This is a genomic window from uncultured Polaribacter sp., assembly GCF_947500975.1.
Lineage (GTDB): Bacteria > Bacteroidota > Bacteroidia > Flavobacteriales > Flavobacteriaceae > Polaribacter.
This window is the reverse complement of sequence record NZ_CANMUE010000003.1, coordinates 285,055-303,477: the sequence shown is the minus strand read 5'-3', so window position 1 is coordinate 303,477 and position 18,423 is coordinate 285,055. Positions and strand designations below refer to the sequence as shown.

The 18,423-nt window shown below is 29.7% G+C and carries 17 protein-coding genes and 3 tRNA genes; 7 read left to right on the top strand and 13 right to left on the bottom strand.

Annotated elements, in window-relative coordinates:
- Positions 1-115: 115 nt before the first annotated feature.
- Both odhB and Q0733_RS05185 read right to left on the bottom strand, forming a co-directional pair.
- Positions 116-1,327 (bottom strand): 2-oxoglutarate dehydrogenase complex dihydrolipoyllysine-residue succinyltransferase, encoded by a 1,212-nt coding sequence (gene odhB / locus Q0733_RS05190; protein WP_298779776.1) that lies wholly within the window; start codon positions 1,325-1,327, stop codon positions 116-118.
- 232 nt (positions 1,328-1,559) lie between these two features.
- The gene (locus Q0733_RS05185) at positions 1,560-4,292 is read right to left on the bottom strand and encodes a 2-oxoglutarate dehydrogenase E1 component (protein ID WP_298779774.1); all 2,733 of its coding nucleotides are present in this window, start codon (positions 4,290-4,292) and stop codon (positions 1,560-1,562) included.
- A 212-nt stretch (positions 4,293-4,504) separates the two neighbouring features.
- Between Q0733_RS05185 and Q0733_RS05180 the strand changes: the two genes are divergently transcribed.
- The 3 genes from Q0733_RS05180 to Q0733_RS05170 all read left to right on the top strand — a co-directional run bounded on the left by Q0733_RS05180 (position 4,505) and on the right by Q0733_RS05170 (position 4,801).
- Positions 4,505-4,578, top strand: a tRNA-Asn gene (locus Q0733_RS05180).
- 42 nt (positions 4,579-4,620) lie between these two features.
- Positions 4,621-4,692: transfer RNA gene (locus Q0733_RS05175), tRNA-Gly, on the top strand.
- Positions 4,693-4,715: 23 nt separating this feature from the next.
- Positions 4,716-4,801, top strand: a tRNA-Leu gene (locus Q0733_RS05170).
- A gap of 235 nt (positions 4,802-5,036) precedes the next feature.
- On the opposite strand, the gene Q0733_RS05165 is transcribed toward Q0733_RS05170, so the two are convergent.
- The 9 genes from Q0733_RS05165 to pdxA all read right to left on the bottom strand — a co-directional run bounded on the left by Q0733_RS05165 (position 5,037) and on the right by pdxA (position 11,680).
- Complete coding sequence (locus tag Q0733_RS05165; protein WP_298779772.1) at positions 5,037-5,735, bottom strand: LytTR family DNA-binding domain-containing protein; 699 nt, start codon at positions 5,733-5,735, stop codon at positions 5,037-5,039.
- Positions 5,736-5,753: 18 nt separating this feature from the next.
- Positions 5,754-6,068 carry an Hpt domain-containing protein gene (locus Q0733_RS05160; RefSeq protein ID WP_298779770.1) on the bottom strand — a complete coding sequence of 105 codons (315 nt, stop codon included), beginning with the start codon at positions 6,066-6,068 and terminating at the stop codon, positions 5,754-5,756.
- Between the two features lie 127 nt (positions 6,069-6,195).
- Positions 6,196-6,645, bottom strand: a complete 450-nt coding sequence (locus tag Q0733_RS05155; protein WP_298779768.1) for an Lrp/AsnC ligand binding domain-containing protein — start codon at positions 6,643-6,645, stop codon at positions 6,196-6,198.
- Positions 6,646-6,731: 86 nt separating this feature from the next.
- Positions 6,732-8,075 carry an acetyl-CoA carboxylase biotin carboxylase subunit gene (gene accC, locus Q0733_RS05150; RefSeq protein ID WP_298779766.1) on the bottom strand — a complete coding sequence of 448 codons (1,344 nt, stop codon included), beginning with the start codon at positions 8,073-8,075 and terminating at the stop codon, positions 6,732-6,734.
- Between the two features lie 97 nt (positions 8,076-8,172).
- Positions 8,173-8,652, bottom strand: coding sequence for an acetyl-CoA carboxylase biotin carboxyl carrier protein (gene accB, locus Q0733_RS05145; protein WP_298779764.1), 480 nt, complete (start codon positions 8,650-8,652; stop codon positions 8,173-8,175).
- 25 nt (positions 8,653-8,677) lie between these two features.
- Positions 8,678-9,673 carry a beta-ketoacyl-ACP synthase III gene (locus Q0733_RS05140; RefSeq protein ID WP_298779761.1) on the bottom strand — a complete coding sequence of 332 codons (996 nt, stop codon included), beginning with the start codon at positions 9,671-9,673 and terminating at the stop codon, positions 8,678-8,680.
- A gap of 156 nt (positions 9,674-9,829) precedes the next feature.
- Positions 9,830-10,024 (bottom strand): 50S ribosomal protein L32, encoded by a 195-nt coding sequence (gene rpmF, locus Q0733_RS05135; protein WP_298779758.1) that lies wholly within the window; start codon positions 10,022-10,024, stop codon positions 9,830-9,832.
- Position 10,025: 1 nt separating this feature from the next.
- Positions 10,026-10,562: a DUF177 domain-containing protein gene (locus tag Q0733_RS05130; RefSeq protein WP_298779755.1), complete on the bottom strand. Its 537-nt coding sequence runs from the start codon at positions 10,560-10,562 to the stop codon at positions 10,026-10,028.
- An 83-nt stretch (positions 10,563-10,645) separates the two neighbouring features.
- A complete protein-coding gene (gene pdxA / locus Q0733_RS05125; RefSeq protein ID WP_298779752.1) occupies positions 10,646-11,680 on the bottom strand; it encodes a 4-hydroxythreonine-4-phosphate dehydrogenase PdxA in 1,035 nt (344 codons plus the stop codon).
- Positions 11,681-11,737: 57 nt separating this feature from the next.
- Between pdxA and Q0733_RS05120 the strand changes: the two genes are divergently transcribed.
- A complete protein-coding gene (locus Q0733_RS05120) occupies positions 11,738-12,322 on the top strand; it encodes a riboflavin synthase (protein ID WP_298779749.1) in 585 nt (194 codons plus the stop codon).
- 217 nt (positions 12,323-12,539) lie between these two features.
- Here the strand turns inward: Q0733_RS05120 and Q0733_RS05115 are convergent, their stop codons facing one another.
- Positions 12,540-13,682, bottom strand: coding sequence for a DNA polymerase III subunit delta' (locus Q0733_RS05115; protein ID WP_298779747.1), 1,143 nt, complete (start codon positions 13,680-13,682; stop codon positions 12,540-12,542).
- Between the two features lie 104 nt (positions 13,683-13,786).
- Here Q0733_RS05115 and Q0733_RS05110 point away from each other — a divergent pair, with 104 nt between their 5' ends.
- The 3 genes from Q0733_RS05110 (at position 13,787) to Q0733_RS05100 (ending at position 17,720) form a co-directional block, all read left to right on the top strand.
- A complete protein-coding gene (locus tag Q0733_RS05110) occupies positions 13,787-15,352 on the top strand; it encodes a hypothetical protein (RefSeq protein ID WP_298779744.1) in 1,566 nt (521 codons plus the stop codon).
- A gap of 11 nt (positions 15,353-15,363) precedes the next feature.
- Complete coding sequence (gene pgk, locus Q0733_RS05105; protein WP_298779741.1) at positions 15,364-16,551, top strand: phosphoglycerate kinase; 1,188 nt, start codon at positions 15,364-15,366, stop codon at positions 16,549-16,551.
- A 128-nt stretch (positions 16,552-16,679) separates the two neighbouring features.
- The gene (locus tag Q0733_RS05100) at positions 16,680-17,720 is read left to right on the top strand and encodes an aldo/keto reductase (RefSeq protein WP_298779739.1); all 1,041 of its coding nucleotides are present in this window, start codon (positions 16,680-16,682) and stop codon (positions 17,718-17,720) included.
- Between the two features lie 91 nt (positions 17,721-17,811).
- On the opposite strand, the gene Q0733_RS05095 is transcribed toward Q0733_RS05100, so the two are convergent.
- A complete protein-coding gene (locus tag Q0733_RS05095) occupies positions 17,812-18,381 on the bottom strand; it encodes an acyltransferase (protein WP_298779736.1) in 570 nt (189 codons plus the stop codon).
- Positions 18,382-18,423: the final 42 nt, after the last annotated feature.

Genomic DNA, 18,423 nt, shown 5'->3' with positions numbered 1-18,423 from the left:
ATGTAACTAACTACACATATAATAAGTTATTGAAAATGAGCAATTAAAATAACTTCATAAAAAATCCCAAACTTTTTAGTTTGGGATTTTTTATATCTAAAAAGTAAATATATACTTACATTTCTAATGCTTTTGCAGGATTATTATCCATTAATAATTCTATTGGATTTTCTAATGCTTCTTTAACTGCAACTAAGAAACCTACAGATTCTCTACCATCAACAATTCTATGATCGTAAGATAAGGCAACATACATTATTGGCTGAATTACAACCTCACCATTTACTGCCATTGGTCTGTTTACAATATTGTGCATTCCTAAAATTCCACTTTGTGGTGGGTTAATAATTGGTGTAGATAACATAGAACCAAATACACCACCATTTGTGATTGTAAATGTACCTCCAGTCATTTCATCTACTGTTATTTGCCCATCTCTAGCTCTTAATGCCAAACGTTTTACTTCAGATTCTACACCTCTAAAAGATAGATTTTCTGCATTTCTAATTACAGGCACCATTAATCCTTTAGGTCCAGAAACTGCTATAGAAATATCTTGAAAATCGTGCTTTATTTGAAAATCTCCATCAATCATAGAGTTTACATCTGGATATAATTTTAAAGCTCTTACAACCGCTAAAGTAAAGAAAGACATAAATCCTAAACCAACGCCATGTTTTGCTTTAAAATCTTCTTTAAATTGAGAACGTAAATCAAAAATAGGTTGCATGTTTACTTCATTAAAAGTAGTAAGCATTGCTGTTTCGCTTTTTACTGCTACTAAACGTTGAGCAACTTTTCTACGTAACATAGACATTTTTTTGCGCTCTGTTCCTCTAGACCCATTTACTGGTTGAGTTCCCATAGAAGGCACCGCTTTTACAGCGTCTTCTTTAGTAATTCTACCATCTTTTCCAGTTCCTTTTACAGTAGAAGCGCTAAGACCTTTTTCTGCCAATACTTTTTTAGCTGCTGGTGAAGCTGTACCTGTAGCATAAGTTTCTGCCTTTGGTGTTGCTGCAACTTCAACTTTCTTTTCTTCTTTAGGTGTTGCTGTTTTTGCCGGAGCATCTCCAGCTGGTTTTGCAGCACTTGTATCTATTAAACAAACAACTGCTCCTACTTCTACAGCATCACCTTCTTCTGCTTTTAAAGTAATAATTCCACTCTCTTCAGCTGGCAATTCTAAAGTAGCTTTGTCAGAATCTACTTCAGCAATTGGTTGGTCTTTTTCTACATAATCTCCATCTTCAACTAACCAAGTTGCAATTTCTACTTCTGTAATCGATTCTCCTGGAGATGGAACTTTCATTTCTAAAACACTCATGGTTTCTTATTTTACTTTGGCTGAAATCATTTCAGCATTTAATTATTTTTACTTTTTATTATTTGGGCGTTTTAACAGGCTTTCCACTATATCTTTTAATTTTTTGTCATTGCTAAGTTTACTTCTTTCTAAACTTAGGCAATCTCTTAATTATAACAGATTGCTTCGTTCCTCGCAATGACGCCTATTTATATAGACAATTAAAAGGATGTCGTTTCAATCCTTAACGCGCTTACTCATTGTTAAAAACACTATCAATAACAGCTCTGTGACGTTTTTTGAAACGTGTACTAGAACCTGCCGCTGGTACTGCATAATATTTACGAGAACGAACACTTAATTTCGCTAATTCAAAACGTTGTAACATAAAACTCCAAGCACCCATATTTTTAGGTTCTTCTTGTGCCCAAATATATTCTTCAATATTTGGATATCTATCAATTATTTTTTGAATTTTCTCTTCATGTAAAGGAAACAATTGCTCTATTCTAATTAAAGCAATGTCTTCTCTTTCTAGTTTTTCTCTTTCTTCTAATAAATCGTAATAGAATTTACCCATACAGAAAACCATTTTTTTCACATTTGTAGGGTTTAAAGTATCGTCTATAACTTCTTGGAATTCGCCATTTGCTAAATCTTGAATTGAATTGACCGCTTTTGGATGACGTAACAAACTCTTAGGTGTAAATACAATTAATGGTTTTCTATAATTACGTTTCATTTGTCTACGTAACAAATGGTAGAAATTTGCAGGAGTTGTACAGTTGGCAACTGTCATATTATCTTCTGCACATAATTGTAAATAACGCTCTATTCTTGCTGATGAATGCTCAGAACCTTGTCCTTCATAACCATGAGGTAGTAAAACAACAATTCCGTTTTGAACTTTCCATTTATCTTCTGCTGCGGAAATGTATTGGTCAAACATTATTTGAGCTCCGTTAGAAAAATCTCCAAACTGAGCTTCCCAAATAGTTAATGTATTTGGGTTTGCCATAGCATATCCATAGTCAAAACCTAACACACCATATTCAGACAGTAACGAATTATAAATCGTCATTTGTCCTTTATTATTTGAATTTGTGTTTAAAAGATTGATTCTTTCTTCTGTTAATTCATCACGTAAAATAGCATGCCTGTGAGAAAAAGTACCTCTCTCTACATCTTGCCCAGAGATTCTAATATTATAGCCTTCTTCCATTAAAGAACCATAAGCAAGGTTTTCTGCCATACCCCAATCTAATTGATTGGTTTCAAAAACCATTTTAGCTCTTCCTTTTAAAATACGTTCAGCTTTACGAACAAACTTTACATTTTCTGGAACAGTAGAAACTACTTTTGCAATACCTTTTAATTTTTCTATATCGTATTTTGTATCTTCAGAAAGTAACATGGTGTCTAATTGCTGACGCTCAAATCCTTTCCAAGTAGACTCCATAAATTCTTTTACCTTAGATGTTTTTACCTTCTTAGCCTCTTCAAATTCTTTTTCAAGCATTTGTTTAAACTCTGTGGTAATTTCTGTTAAATAAGAATCATCTATAGCACCTTCTGTAAGCAATCTTGATGCATAAATATCTTTTGGATTTTTATGTTTTGCTATTGCTTTGTATAATTTTGGTTGTGTAAAACGAGGCTCATCACCCTCATTATGTCCATATTTTCTATATCCTAATAAATCAATAAAAATATCAGATTTAAAACGCATTCTAAATTCTAAGGCCATTTCCATTGCATGGCATACCGCTTCTGTATCATCTGCATTTACATGTAATACTGGTGACAGTGTAACTTTACCAACATCAGTACAATATGTACTTGAACGAGCATCTAAATAATTGGTAGTAAAACCAATTTGGTTATTTACTACAATATGAATAGTTCCTCCAGTTTTATAGCCATTTAATTTTGCCATTTGAACAATTTCATAGGCAATACCTTGACCTGCAACTGCAGCATCTCCATGTATTACAATTGGTAATATTTTACTAGAGTCTCCATTGTATTTTCTATCAATTTTAGCTCTTGTAATTCCTTCAGCAACAGCAGCTACTGTTTCTAAATGAGATGGATTTGGAACCAAATTCATTTTGATCTCATTTCCATTTCTATAGGTTTTACTTAATGTTAAACCTAAGTGATATTTTACATCACCATCTATATTTTCATCTTCAAAATCCTTGCCTTCAAATTCGCTAAACAAATCTCTAACAGGCTTTTTAAATATATTTACTAATGTATTTAAACGTCCTCTATGTGCCATTCCTAAGACACACTCTTTAACGCCATATTTTTCTGCAGCATCTCTTAAAGCTACACTAATACCTGGTATTAAAGCCTCACCTCCTTCTAATGAAAAACGTTTTTGACCTACATACTTTGTTTGTAAAAAACTCTCAAAAGTTACTGCCTGATTTAATTTACCTAAAATATATTTTTTGGCATCTGTAGTATATTTTGGATGATTATCGTTTTCATTTAAACGATTTTGCCACCATTTTAATTTTTCAGGGTTACGCATATACATATACTCAACCCCAATAGAATCACAATAAATACGCTGTAAATTTTCTATTATTTTAGAAAGTTTAGTTTTACCAAGGCCTAAAATTTCTCCTGCAGAAAATTCTTTATCTAAATCTTCTTTAGATAAACCAAAGTTTTCAATTTTTAAAGAAGGTTCATATTGTCTTCTTTGTCTTACAGGGTTTGTTTTTGTAAATAAATGACCACGTGTTCTATAGCCATTAATTAAATCTACTACAAAAAATTCTTTACGAACTTCTTGTGGTATTTCTGTTGAAATTTCTTCTTCTTTAAAAGAATAGTTTTCATTTGCAAGATCATATCCTTGAAAAAAGCTTCTCCAACTCGGTTCAACAGAATCTGGATTAACTAAATATTGATCATATAAATCTGCTATAAAGCCTGTATGCGCTGCGTTTAAGAACGAAAATTTGTCCATATATTATTTTATGCTTTTGAAATAAGCGAATTTTAAATACAAAAATACAACATTTAAGAAAATAGTTTATTGATTTTAGATTCAATATTTTGTATTTTTTCATCAGGAAAAAAACTTTTTTAATAAAAATTTAATTTTTTTACGAAAAGTATTTGGCAATGTTTTAAAAAGATATATATTTGCACTCGCTAATCACAAATTGTGAAGCAAACTCCTCCTTAGCTCAGTTGGTTAGAGCATCTGACTGTTAATCAGAGGGTCCTTGGTTCGAGTCCAAGAGGGGGAGCAAAATAAGTGAAAGCTTAAAAAGTTCATTTACAAAAAGACTGCGAAAGTAGCTCAGGGGTAGAGCATCACCTTGCCAAGGTGGGGGTCGCGGGTTCAAATCCCGTCTTTCGCTCTATTCATTTAAAAAATTCCAATGCTGAAGTGGTGGAATTGGTAGACACGCTGGACTTAAAATCCAGTGGTCAGTAATGGCCGTGCGGGTTCAAGTCCCGCCTTCAGTACTAAAACCGTAACATTAATTTGTTACGGTTTTTTTGTTTTATTACTAATTTAAAAAAATGGAGAAACGATAAATATAAAAGTTGACACATATTTTTCTCCTAATATTTTAAAAAAAAATATTAAGTAAAAATCTGTTATTTAATACAGGAATTAAAAATATTTGCTTTTTATTTTGATTATTTACTCTAAAAATTATGTTAACGAGTTTACTTTTTTAGATAACAATAATTAAATTTATAATAAATTCAACTTTTTCATTAACTCGTTCTTTTTTGATCTACTAACAGGAATTACACTTTTTCTAATCAAAACACTATATTCTTCTATATCTATAATTTGAGAAAAATTAATAATATATGAACGATGAATTTTTATAAACATATTTGAAGGTAGTTTATCTTCAATTTTTTTTAATGTTGAGTGTACTAAATAGTTTTTTGTATCTGTTTTTATACTAATATAATCTCCTTTTGCTTCCACTAAGTAAATACTTGGTATGTCAACTTTTACTAATCTTCTATCAACATTTACATATAAAAAGTCAGACTTTATTTTATCTTCAGCACCTATTTCTACCGGATTTGAGAATGTAAATAATTTTTCAAGAGAAGAGTTAAACCTTTTTTCTGTAACAGGTTTCACAAGATAATCTACAACACTTTTAAATTCAAATGCTTCTAATGCATGATTTGTATCCGAAGTTGTTAATACAATTTTTGGTGGATTTTTTAAAGTTTTTATAAAATCAAAACCCGAAAAAGTTGGCATATGAATATCTAAAAAAACAAGATCAATTGTTTTATTATTTAAATACTTTATTGCATCTATAGCTGAAGAAAACTCTTCAATTACATTAATTAATTCAGATTTTAAACACAGCTTTTTTATAATTAATCTTGCTGTTGCATCATCATCAATTACTATACAATCCATACGATTTTTATAAATTATTTAATCGTATAAATATACATGAATTTTGTTTAAAATTTCTAAAAAATTTTGATGTAATTTATAATCGTTTTTTTTTAAACTTAACTCTAATTCTGCTGCTAATTCAAAATCTTTTGTTAAGCCTAATAAACTTATTTTATGCTTTAATTTATGAACATCATTTGAAGTTTCTAAGTAATTTTGCTTCAAAAAATTTTCTTTATATAATTTAACTTCTTCAAAAAATTCAGCTTTCATAATTTCTAAAATACTGTTTTGAAAATCTAAATCATCACCTGCAATTTCTTTTATTACACTTAAATTTGGTTGCTCCATTAAACTATTTTAAGGTTTGTAACAATGTCAAAAATGGGCAAAATTTATATTTCATTTTTTTTTTTTTGATAAAATGTATAAAATAAACCTTAGATGGTCTTATTTAATAGATAAAGTTTAATTCTTACTAAATATTAATCTGTCTATCAATCTGTTGGTCTAAAGAAATAAAAGTTTCGGTTCTTGACACTCCTTTTATACCCTGAATATCTTTGTTTAAAAGCTGCATTAAATCTTCATTATTTTTACAAAGTATTTTTATAAAAATTGCATAATCTCCTGTAGTATAATGACTTTCTGTTACTTCTGGTATTTCTTTTAATCTCTTAATTGCTGAAGAATATAAACTTGCAGAATCTAAAAATATACCTACAAAAGCTGTAGTTGAATATCCAAGTGATTTTGGATTGATAGTCATTTTATAACCATCAATTAATTTAGATTTTTCTAATTTTCTTAATCTTTGATGTATAGCCGCTCCAGATATACCTACTTCTCTAGCAATACTTAACACTGGAGTTCTAGCATCTTTAACCAGTCTCTTAATAATTATTTTATCAATTCCGTCAATTTTCATAATATAAAATATTTACTAAAATAAAATAAAAATAGAGAATACATAACGTATTCTCTATTTTATTATTAAAATAATAACTTTTTATATTAAATTGATTGGATTTCAAAATCTTCCATAAATTTAGTTGTGTAATTACCTGCAACATAATCTGGATGATCCATCAATTGTCTATGGAAAGGAATAGTAGTTTTTATTCCTTCAATTACAAACTCATCTAAAGCGCGTTTCATTTTATTAATTGCTTCTTCTCTAGTTTGAGCAGTAACAATTAATTTAGCAATCATAGAATCATAATTTGGTGGAATCATATAACCTGCATAGACATGTGTATCCATTCTAACTCCATGACCACCAGGGGCATGAAAAGTAGTTACTTTACCAGGTGCTGGTCTAAAATTATTAAACGGATCTTCAGCGTTTATTCTACATTCAATAGAGTGTAACTGCGGATAATAGTTTTTTCCAGAAATTGGTACACCAGCAGCAACTAATATTTGCTCTCTAATTAGGTCATAATTCACAACCTCTTCAGTAATTGGGTGTTCTACTTGAATACGAGTATTCATTTCCATAAAGTAGAAATTTCTATGTTTATCAACCAAAAACTCTACAGTTCCTGCACCTTCATACTTAATATATTCAGCAGCTTTTACAGCAGCATTTCCCATTGCTTCCCTCAATTCATCGGTCATGAATGGAGAAGGTGTTTCTTCTGTTAATTTTTGATGACGTCTTTGTACAGAACAATCTCTTTCTGATAAATGACATGCTTTCCCAAAAGAGTCTCCAACAACTTGAATTTCTATATGTCTTGGCTCTTCAATAAGCTTTTCCATATACATATCATCATTACCAAAGGCAGCTTTACTTTCGTGCCTTGCAGAATCCCAAGCATCTTTTAAATCTTCAGGTTTCCAAACTGCACGCATTCCTTTACCTCCACCACCTGCCGATGCTTTTAACATAACAGGATAACCTGTTTCTACAGCTAGTTTTTCACATTCTTCAAAATTTTCAATAACACCTTCTGAACCTGGCACACAAGGTACACCAGCTGCTATCATGGTAGATTTTGCATTTGCTTTATCTCCCATTTGATCAATCATTTTACCAGTTGCCCCAATAAACTTAATATTATGCTCTTCACATAAATTAGAAAATTTAGCGTTTTCAGATAAAAAACCATAACCTGGGTGAATTGCATCAGCATTTGTAATTTCTGCTGCAGATATAATATTAGACATCTTTAAGTAAGACTCAGCACTAGATGGTGGGCCAATACAAACTGCTTCATCAGCAAATCTAACATGTAAACTTTCTGCATCTGCTGTAGAGTAAACAGCTACTGTTTTTATACCCATTTCTTTACATGTTCTTATAACACGCAAAGCTATTTCGCCTCTATTTGCAATTAATATTTTTTTAAACATCTTTTTTAAAATTAGATAATTAGACAATTGGATTATTGGACTGTTAGATTATTAGATATTTACTATCTAATAATCTAGAAACCTAATAATCTAAAATTTAAGATGGATCTACTAAAAATAATGGTTGATCAAATTCTACTGGAGAAGAATCATCAACTAAAACTTTAACGATTTTACCTGAAACTTCAGATTCTATTTCGTTAAATAATTTCATTGCTTCAATAACACAAACCGTATCACCAACACTTATATCAGAACCTACTTCAACAAAATTTGGTTTGTCTGGAGATGGTTTTCTGTAAAAAGTTCCAATAATTGGAGATTTTACAGTAATGTATTTAGCATCATCATTTGCTACTTCTTTTACTGGAGCAGCAGTTTCTGCACTTTGTTGTACAATTTGAGGTGTAGCAACATGTGGTATATTTGCTACAGGAGCAGCTTGTACAATAGTAGTTTCTGTTTTACCAGAACCAGTTTTAATTGTAATTTTTACATCTTTTATTTCTAACTTAACCTCGCTAGCGCCCGATTTTGCTACAAATTTTATAAGATTTTGAATCTCTTTAATATCCATATTACTTATTGTTTAGTTGTTCTATTTATGAATTATATGCCCATTTAAGATAAATAGCTCCCCAAGTGAAACCACCTCCAAATGCTGCAAAAATTAAATTATCTCCTTTCTTTAATTGTTCTTCGTAATCTGCCAATAAAAGTGGTAAAGTAGCTGAAGTTGTATTACCATATTTGTGAATATTCATCATCACTTTATCAGAGGAAACACCAACTCTTTTTGCTGTTGCTTCTATGATTCTTTTATTTGCTTGATGTGGCACTAACCACTGAATATCTTTTTCTGTAAGCTTATTTCTTGTTAGCATTTTTTCTGATACATCTGCCATGTTAGAAACTGCATATTTAAATACAGTTTTACCTTCTTGATATACAAAATGCTTTTTTTCTTTTATTGTTTGCTCTGTTGGAGGCATTATAGATCCACCAGCTTCAATTCTTAAAAAATCTCTTCCTACACCATCACTTCTTAAATACTCATCTTGTAAACCCAAACTTTCAGTATTTGGCTCAAACAAAGATGCGCCTGCTCCATCACCAAAAATAATACAAGTTGCTCTATCCGTGTAATCTATAATAGAAGACATTTTATCTGCACCAATAAGTAAAACTTTTTTATACCTGCCAGATTCTATATAACTAGCCGCGGTAGACATACCGTATAAAAAGCTAGAACATGCTGCTTGTAAATCATAAGCAAATGCATTTACTGCTCCAATTTCTGTTGCTACGTATGTTGCGGTAGATGCTACAAGTAAATCTGGTGTTGCAGTTGCAACAATAACCAAATCTATTTCTGTTGGATTAGTGTTTGATTTTTGTAATAAATTCTCTGCGGCTTTAATTGCCATATAAGAAGTACCTAAACCGTCGCCTTTTAAAATTCTTCTTTCTTTGATACCTGTTCTTGATGTAATCCACTCATCATTTGTATCTACATAACCTTCTAACTCTTTATTTGTTAGAACATATTCAGGAACATATTTCCCTACTGCTGTAATTGCTGCAGTGATTTTAGTCATAGTTGTTGTTGATTATCCAAGTAATTATGAATTTCAAAAGTAGTGAAAATTAATTCACTTTTTTAAGTAAAAATCATCTAAAGAACTGCTTTTTATTTAAAAAACGTAAAAAACCCTCAAAATTGAGGGTTTTCGTGTGTTTTTAAAAGGATGTTTCTAAGCTTCTGCTGCTGCAGATTCTAAAACAATTTGACCTCTATAATATAGTTTTCCTTCATGCCAGTGAGCTCTGTGGTATAAGTGAGCCTCACCAGTTGTAGGATCTGTAGCTATTTGTTGATCAGCTGCTTTGTAATGTGTTCTCCTTTTATCTCTTCTTGTTTTAGAAATTTTTCTTTTAGGATGTGCCATTTTATGTCTTTTTTTCTGTTATTAAATTCTTTAATTTATCCCATCTTGGGTCTGTATTTTCTACAGTTTTTACTTTCTTTATTTGTAATTCTTTTAACTTCTCTATTACGGCAGATTCCATTGTGCCATCTAATACCTTTGGATGCACTCTTTTGTTAGGAACTGCTAAAACAATCATTTCATAAATAAATTGAGCTACATTAATTTCATATGCTTCATGAGGTAATATTAATAACTCCTCATTATCATCATTATATTCTGGACCAAATTTTACTACTAATGGTAATTCTGATATTATTTCTTGATTGTATAACTCATTTGTTATATCACAAGGAACTTCTACAGTACCATTTGCACTAAAAGTTAGCTCAAATAATGTGCTTTTTTTTAAGAAATGTAGCGAAACTTCTATTGATGAATTATTAAAATCATCAAAATTAAAAGTTTCAAAGAACTTATTGTCAATTGTATAATTATATAAATGATTACCCAATTTTAATCCTACAAACGGTATGTTGAATTCTTTCAAGCCTTTCATTATCAAACATCAATTAAGCGTGCAAAGATACAAAAAAATGTATTTCTGCAATATTTTTATCAAAAAAAGAATATCCTTTTTATTTATCTAACTTTTAAAGGGTTTTTTATTAGTTCTGTATACTCACTTCTAGCTTTAAAAACTTGAATTGCAGTAAATAAAGCTTCACTAAAAGAAGATGAGTTTGCTAAATTTTTTCCTGCAATATCATAACCAGTTCCATGATCTGGTGATGTTCTTATACCATTTAAACCCGCAGTAAAATTAACTCCTTTACCAAAAGATAATGCTTTAAAAGGCGCCAAACCTTGATCGTGATACGTTGCCAAAACACCATCAAATTGCTTATAAGTTTCTGATCCAAAAAACCCATCAGCAGCATAAGGTCCAAAAACTAATTTTCCAGTTTTTTTAATTTCTGCAATTGTTGGCTTAATTATTTCGTCATCTTCTTTACCAATAACTCCTTTATCTCCACAATGCGGATTCAATGCTAAAACTGCAATTTTAGGTTTATTAATTCCAAAATCTGAAATTAAAGAATTATACATGGTTTCTACCTTACCTTTAATCAATTCTGGAGTAATAGACTCTGCAACTTTAGAAATTGGAATATGACCTGTAATTAAACCTATTCTTAATTTATCAGTCATTAAAATCATTAAACTTTTTCCTTCCAATTCTGCTTCTAAATACTCTGTATGACCAGGAAAATTAAAAGTATCAGATTGAATATTTTCTTTATTAATTGGTGCAGTTAACAATACATCAATCTTTTTTTCTTTTAAATGTTCTACTGCAGAAGCTAAAGATTTTGCAGCATATTCGCCAGAAATTTTAGTTGCTTTACCAAGCTCTAAAGCAACTTCTTCTTTCCAAATATTTAAAACATTTATTTTAGAATGATTTACTTGATTCATAGAGGTAATGCCATGAACAGGAATTTCTATTCCTAAAGCTTTTTTGTGATAAGAAATTACTTTTGTAGACCCAAACAATACAGGCGTACAAAAATCTAACATTCTTTTGTCTTTAAATGTTTTCAAAATTACTTCAATACCAATTCCATTTAAATCTCCAATTGAAATTCCAACGATTATTTTATCAGATTTATCCATATAACTCCTGTAATATTGTATTTTTGATACATACAAAAGTAACCAAATTTTAGGGATATGTTTACAGGAATTATAGAAACACTTGGCAAAGTTGCAAATGTTGTAAAAGAACAAGAAAACCTTCACTTAACCATTAAAAGTGATATTACTAATGAGCTAAAAATAGACCAAAGCGTTGCTCATAACGGTGTTTGCCTAACAGTTGTTGCTATTAATAATGATGAATATACTGTAACTGCAATAAAAGAAACGTTAAATAAAACCAATATTGGAAGCCTTAAAAATGGTGATATTGTAAATTTAGAACGTGCCATGAAATTGGGTGATAGATTAGATGGACATATTGTACAAGGGCATGTTGATGAAACTGGAATTTGTAAAAACATAAAAGATGAAAACGGAAGTACAATATATACTTTTAGTTATAATTCTGATAAAAATAACATCACTATAGAAAAAGGTTCTATTACAGTAAATGGAGTTAGTTTAACGGTTGTGAATTCTAAAAAAGACCAATTTAGTGTTGCTATTATACCATACACAAAAGAGCATACTACTTTTAAAACGCTACAAATTGATGACAAAATAAACTTAGAATTTGATGTAATTGGAAAGTATGTGGCACGATTAACAAACTTGTAAATTGTTACTACAAAGTTGAAACAACTGAAATAATTTGTTTTGTATTTTTGTTTTAATCATGAGATTACTTTACTGCGTTCGCAATGACAAACAACATGTCATTACGGGGAAGAATAACGACGTAATCTGTTGATTGGTAAAGATAAGATTACCTCACTGCGTTCGAAATGACAAATAGATTGCTTCGTGAAAACTCGCAATGACAGAAATGAAAAACTTAAACCGTCCCTTCTTTCTTGTGTAAAAAGCGAGTCAATTTCATAGAAAGATCTAATAGAATAATTTTAGCATTCCCATTTCTTTCAATATGATATATGGCTTCATTTAACTCTTTTTCTATTTCTAAGATATTTCCTGCATGAACAAAAGGTGCAAATTTTGATAAATTAAAACCTGTTTTAGATTCCATAAAAACCAACTGATCAGATTTATAGTTCATTAAAAGTGCTTGTCTAAAAAATTGTAAACAGTATTCTAAAAAACGTTTTTGAGTTTCGCGCCCACTTTTTGCAATGGTATCTGACCAAGAAATTAATTGTTGCACAACAGCTGCATTTCCTTTAGCTCTAAAAGCCGTTCTAATCCATGCAACAAACCATTCTTCAAAAATCAAATCACTACTATCGTTTTCTAATAGATGAATTGCTTTATTAAAATTACCTTCTGCTTCATGTGCAATTTTAGAAGCATCATTTTCTGAAACTTGATAGTTAACCACTAAAGAGTTTGCAATATCTTGCTCGCTCAAAGCAGGAAAATGTAACGCTTGGCAACGTGATTTTATGGTGTTTATAATCTGTTCTTCGTTTTCTGTAATCAATAAAAAAACTGTTTTTTCTGGCGGCTCTTCAATCAATTTTAAAAGTTTATTGGCAGCAGCAATGTTCATTTTTTCTGCCATCCAAATAATCATCACCTTAAAGCCACCTTCATAACTTTTAAGACGTAATTTTTTTACAACAGCATCAGCTTCATCTACACCAATTAAACCTTGTTTTTTTTCTACACCAATATGTTGTAACCAATTAAATAAGCTGCCATAAGGTTGCGTTTCTACAAAACTTCTCCAATCTTCTAAAAACAAATCGCTTACTGCATGTTTTTTTACAGAATCGTTTGTGGTAACTGGAAAAGCAAAATGTAAATCTGGATGTTGTAATTTGTTACATTTTATATGACAAGCATCTGAATTATCAGAAAAATTACATAATAAAAATTGAGCATACGCAATTGCCATTGGCAACGTACCACAGCCTTCTTTACCTACAAATAATTGTGCATGCGGTATTCTGCCATTTTCAGCAGATTTTATTAAATGTTTTTTTATATGTTCTTGACCTATAATTTGGTTGAAAAGCATACACAAATATAAGAGATTAATTGACGAAAACGATATATTAATTTTTTAGATTTCAACTTAATTAAACCTAATTAATTCGGTATTTTTGTTAAAAATTAAACTCTATGAAAAACTTTATTTTTTACTTGTTTCTTTTAACTTCTACATCTTTTTTTTCTCAAGTAGATAACATAGATGTAAAAATAGAAAAGGGCAAAGTATTTAAGGATAAAGGTAATTGGTTTATAAACAGTGTTATAGAAGCAAAAGATAAAAGTATTTTTACTGTAAGAGGCCAATATTACGGCCTTATTATTAAAAAACTTAAATACCAATTTAATAAGTTTGATAGCAAGTATAATAAAACACTTACTTATGAATATAAGCCTGAAAAAAACACAACTCTTGCAGCAGTATCTGTTGATGATAAAAATTATTATTTTGTAGAATATAAGAAAGATAAAAAGAATAAAAAAGTAATTGCTTATTTAAACACTTCTTCTATAGACGAATTTAAATTTACTAAAAAAGAAATTTTCTCTTTAGATATAATAAAATTTCAAGGATATTTTTCGACACTTTTTTCTAGTGGAAAAATGGATATAAACTTAAATGGAAATTTAAATATATCTCCTAATCGAGAATTTTTTGTATTTAATATCGATTCTTTTGACAAAGAAAATGAACAACATACTATTATTGTTTTAGATAAAAAACTAAATGAACTTTGGCGTAAAGATTTTAAATTAGACATTGCAGATAATAAGTATGAATTAGAAAATATAGAAATTTCTGATAAAGGAGAGATTTTTGTATTAGGAAAAGCATTTCCGAAGAACAAAAAAAAGAAAAAGAAAAATCAAAGAAATTATATCTATCATTTATCAAAAATTACACAAAACTCATATAAAAATATAGGATTATCTGTAGATAATCATTTTGTTGGATCTTTAAATTTAACTTTTTCTAATAATAGAAAAATTGGTTGTTTAGGTTTTTATTCTGACAAAAAAGAAAACAGATATAAAGGTGTATGTTCTTTCTTTATTAACCCAGATAATTTAGAGTTAGAAAGTAAAAATTTTTCCCCTTTTACAGATTCTTTTTTACAGGATAAATATGGTAAAGTGAAACAAAAAGAATTACGGAATATTGTTTTAAGAGACATCCATTATTCTGAAGATAATAAAATAACTTTTACAGCAGAAGAATATTTTATGAGAGTTCATACCACTTATATGAATGGAATAGCTGTAACAACGTACTCTTATCATTTTAATGATATTATAGTTGTTAATACTGACGAAAAAGGAAAATTAAATTGGGCAAGGAATATTAATAAATCCCAAAAATCTGGAGATTATCATGACCCTCTTTTATCATTTTCTTCAATAATAAATAAAGAAGGTGAAGTTTATTTGTTTTTAAATGCAAGTAAAAATATGGGGAAATTATCTGGAGATAGAGTTAAATTTAGGCAAGGGTTTTTATTTGGTTTAACAAAAACAAACTCTAACATGTATGTAATAAAGTTTAACACAAAAGGAGACTTTAATTTTAAAAGTATCCAAGAAAATAAAAAAGCAAAAACGATTATAAATAGTAGATTTATGAAAGTTTTAAATGATAATAGTGTAGTTTTTTATGGAAACTATAAAAAAGCAAAACAATTTATAAAAGTTACCTTCTAAAAATAAACAAAATGAAAACATTACAAGATTTTAATTTCAAAAATAAAAAAGCAATTATCCGTGTAGATTTTAACGTGCCTTTAAATGACAAGTTTGAAGTAACGGATGCTACTAGAATTCAAGCTGCTAAATCAACAATTATAAAAGTTTTAGAAGATGGAGGAAGTTGTGTTTTAATGAGTCATTTAGGTCGTCCAAAAGGAAAACAAGAAGAATTTTCTTTACGTCATATTGTAAGTGAAGTTATTAATATTATTGGTTGCAATGTAAAATTTGTTGATGATTGTGTTGGTGAAAAAGCAGAAGAAGCTGTAACCAATTTAGAAGCTGGAGAAATTTTATTATTAGAAAATCTTCGTTTTTATGATGAAGAAAAAAATGGCGATGTTACTTTTGCTGAACAACTTTCTAAATTAGGAGATGTTTATGTAAATGATGCTTTTGGTACAGCACATAGAGCGCATGCATCAACCACAATTATTGCACAATTTTTTAATGATAACAAGTGTTTTGGAAACTTATTGGGTAGAGAAATTGAAAGTATTGATAAAGTTTTAAATAATTCTGAAAAACCAGTTTTAGCAATTTTAGGTGGCGCAAAAGTATCATCAAAAATTACTGTTATTGAAAATATTCTAGACAAAGTAGACCATTTAATTATTGGTGGTGGAATGAGTTTTACCTTTATAAAAGCTCAAGGCGGAAAAATTGGAAGCTCAATTTGTGAAGATGATAAAATGGAGTTAGCTTTAGATATTTTAAAGCAAGCTAAAGAAAAAGGTGTAGAAGTTCACATACCTGTTGATGTAGTTGCTGCTGATAATTTTAGCAACGATGCAAATACTCAAATTTGTGATATTGATGTAATTCCTGATGGTTGGGAAGGAGTTGATGCAGGACCAAAATCTAGAGAAAATTTTGACGTTATTGTAAATAAATGTAAAACTATTTTATGGAATGGACCTTTAGGTGTTTTTGAAATGGAATCTTTTGCTGCTGGTACAATTGCTTTAGGACACTCAATAGATAAAGCAACTAAAAACGGAGCTTTTTCTTTAGTTGGTGGTGGAGACTCTGTTGCTGCCGTTAAACAATTTGGTTTTGCTGATAAAGTAAGCTATGTTTCTACTGGTGGTGGTGCAATGCTAGAAATGTTAGAAGGAAAAGATTTACCAGGTATAGAAGCGATTTTAAAATAAAATACAAACTTTTTTATAAATAAATACAAAGAGCGTGTAATATTAATATTACACGCTCTTTGTATTATCAGAAAATTAGCTTTAATTTCGTTTATATTCAAACTTAATAACTGTTTTTTAACATCAAAATGAAATACACAACATTACCAAATACCGATTTAAAAGTTTCTAAAATTTGTTTAGGAACCATGACTTGGGGAAATCAAAACACAGAAACTGAAGGACATGAACAAATGGATTACGCTTTAGATAAAGGTGTAAACTTTTTTGATGTAGCAGAATTATATCCTGTGCCTGCAAACGCAGAAACTTATGGAGATACAGAACGAATTATTGGAAATTGGTTTAAAAAAACAGGTAATAGAGATAAAGTTGTTTTAGCTTCAAAAATTGCTGGTGCTGGAGATTATACTGCGCACATTAGAAAAGGTGGTTTAACCAAAGTTAATATTTTTGACGCAATTGATAAAAGTCTACAACGATTACAAACAGACTATATTGATTTGTATCAATTACATTGGCCAAACAGAGGTGTTAATGTTTTTGGTTTAAGAGATTATCCATATAAAACAACTTCGCAAGCAGCTGAAAATCATCAAGAAATTTTAGAAGCTTTGCAAGAATTAATCAAACAAGGAAAAATTAAACACTTTGGTTTATCTAATGAAACCCCTTGGGGAACCATGAAATATTTACAAGCTTCAGAGCAACATAACTTACCTAGACCTTTAACGGTTCAGAATTCATATTCATTAATCCATAGAGGTTATGAAGTAGGAATGAGTGAGGTTTCTATGAGAGAAAATATTGGTTTATTAGCTTACTCACCTTTGGCTCAAGGAATTTTAACAGGAAAATATTTAGATGGAAATTTACCTGAAGGCGCAAGAGGAACTTTGTTTCCTAGATTTGTTGCTAGATATAAAAATGAAGGATCAGAAGTGGCAGTTGCCAACTATTTAAAAATTGCACAAAAACACAATTTAACATTGACAGAGTTATCATTGGCATATATAAATCAGTTGCCTTTTGTAACTAGTAATATTATTGGAGCTACAAAAATAAGTCAGTTAAAAGAAAACATTAACTCTATAAATATTGTTTTATCTGATGAAATTTTGAAAGAAATTGAAGCTGTTCATGCAAAAATTCCTAATCCTGCTCCATAGTTTTTATGAGTTTTTTAGTGTTAAGTTTATTATACAAAAAATCCGAAGTAAAATAATTACTTCGGATTTTTTTTAATTGATTGATTTCAATTTAAACCTTTACTACTCTATTATCCTTCAACTCATATTCCTCACCACTTTCTTTGCAAGTAGCAAAACCATCATCATTAAATTCTAATCTTTGCCCATATTCGCTAACCCAACCAATTTGTTTTGACGGATTTCCAACAACCAAAGCATACGGTAAAATCTCTTTTGTAACTACAGCTCCAGCACCAATAAAAGCATATTTACCAATATTATTACCACAAACAATTGTTGCATTTGCACCAATACTTGCGCCTTTTTTAACAATGGTTTTTAAATATTCATTTTTTCTATTAACAGCACTTCTGGGGTTTATTACATTTGTAAAAACCATTGATGGACCTAAAAAAACGTCATCTTCACAAATAACACCAGTATAAATAGATACGTTGTTTTGCACTTTTACATTTTTGCCTAAAACTACCTCTGGAGAAATGACTACATTCTGACCCAAATTACAATTTTCTCCAATTGTACAATTGGACATAATATGGCTAAAATGCCAAATTTTAACCCCTCTTTCTATAACGCAATTATCATCTATAACAGCAGTTTCATGTGCAAAATAATCCATATATAAATTAATATCCTTGTTTGTTATTTTCTTGTTTTGTAC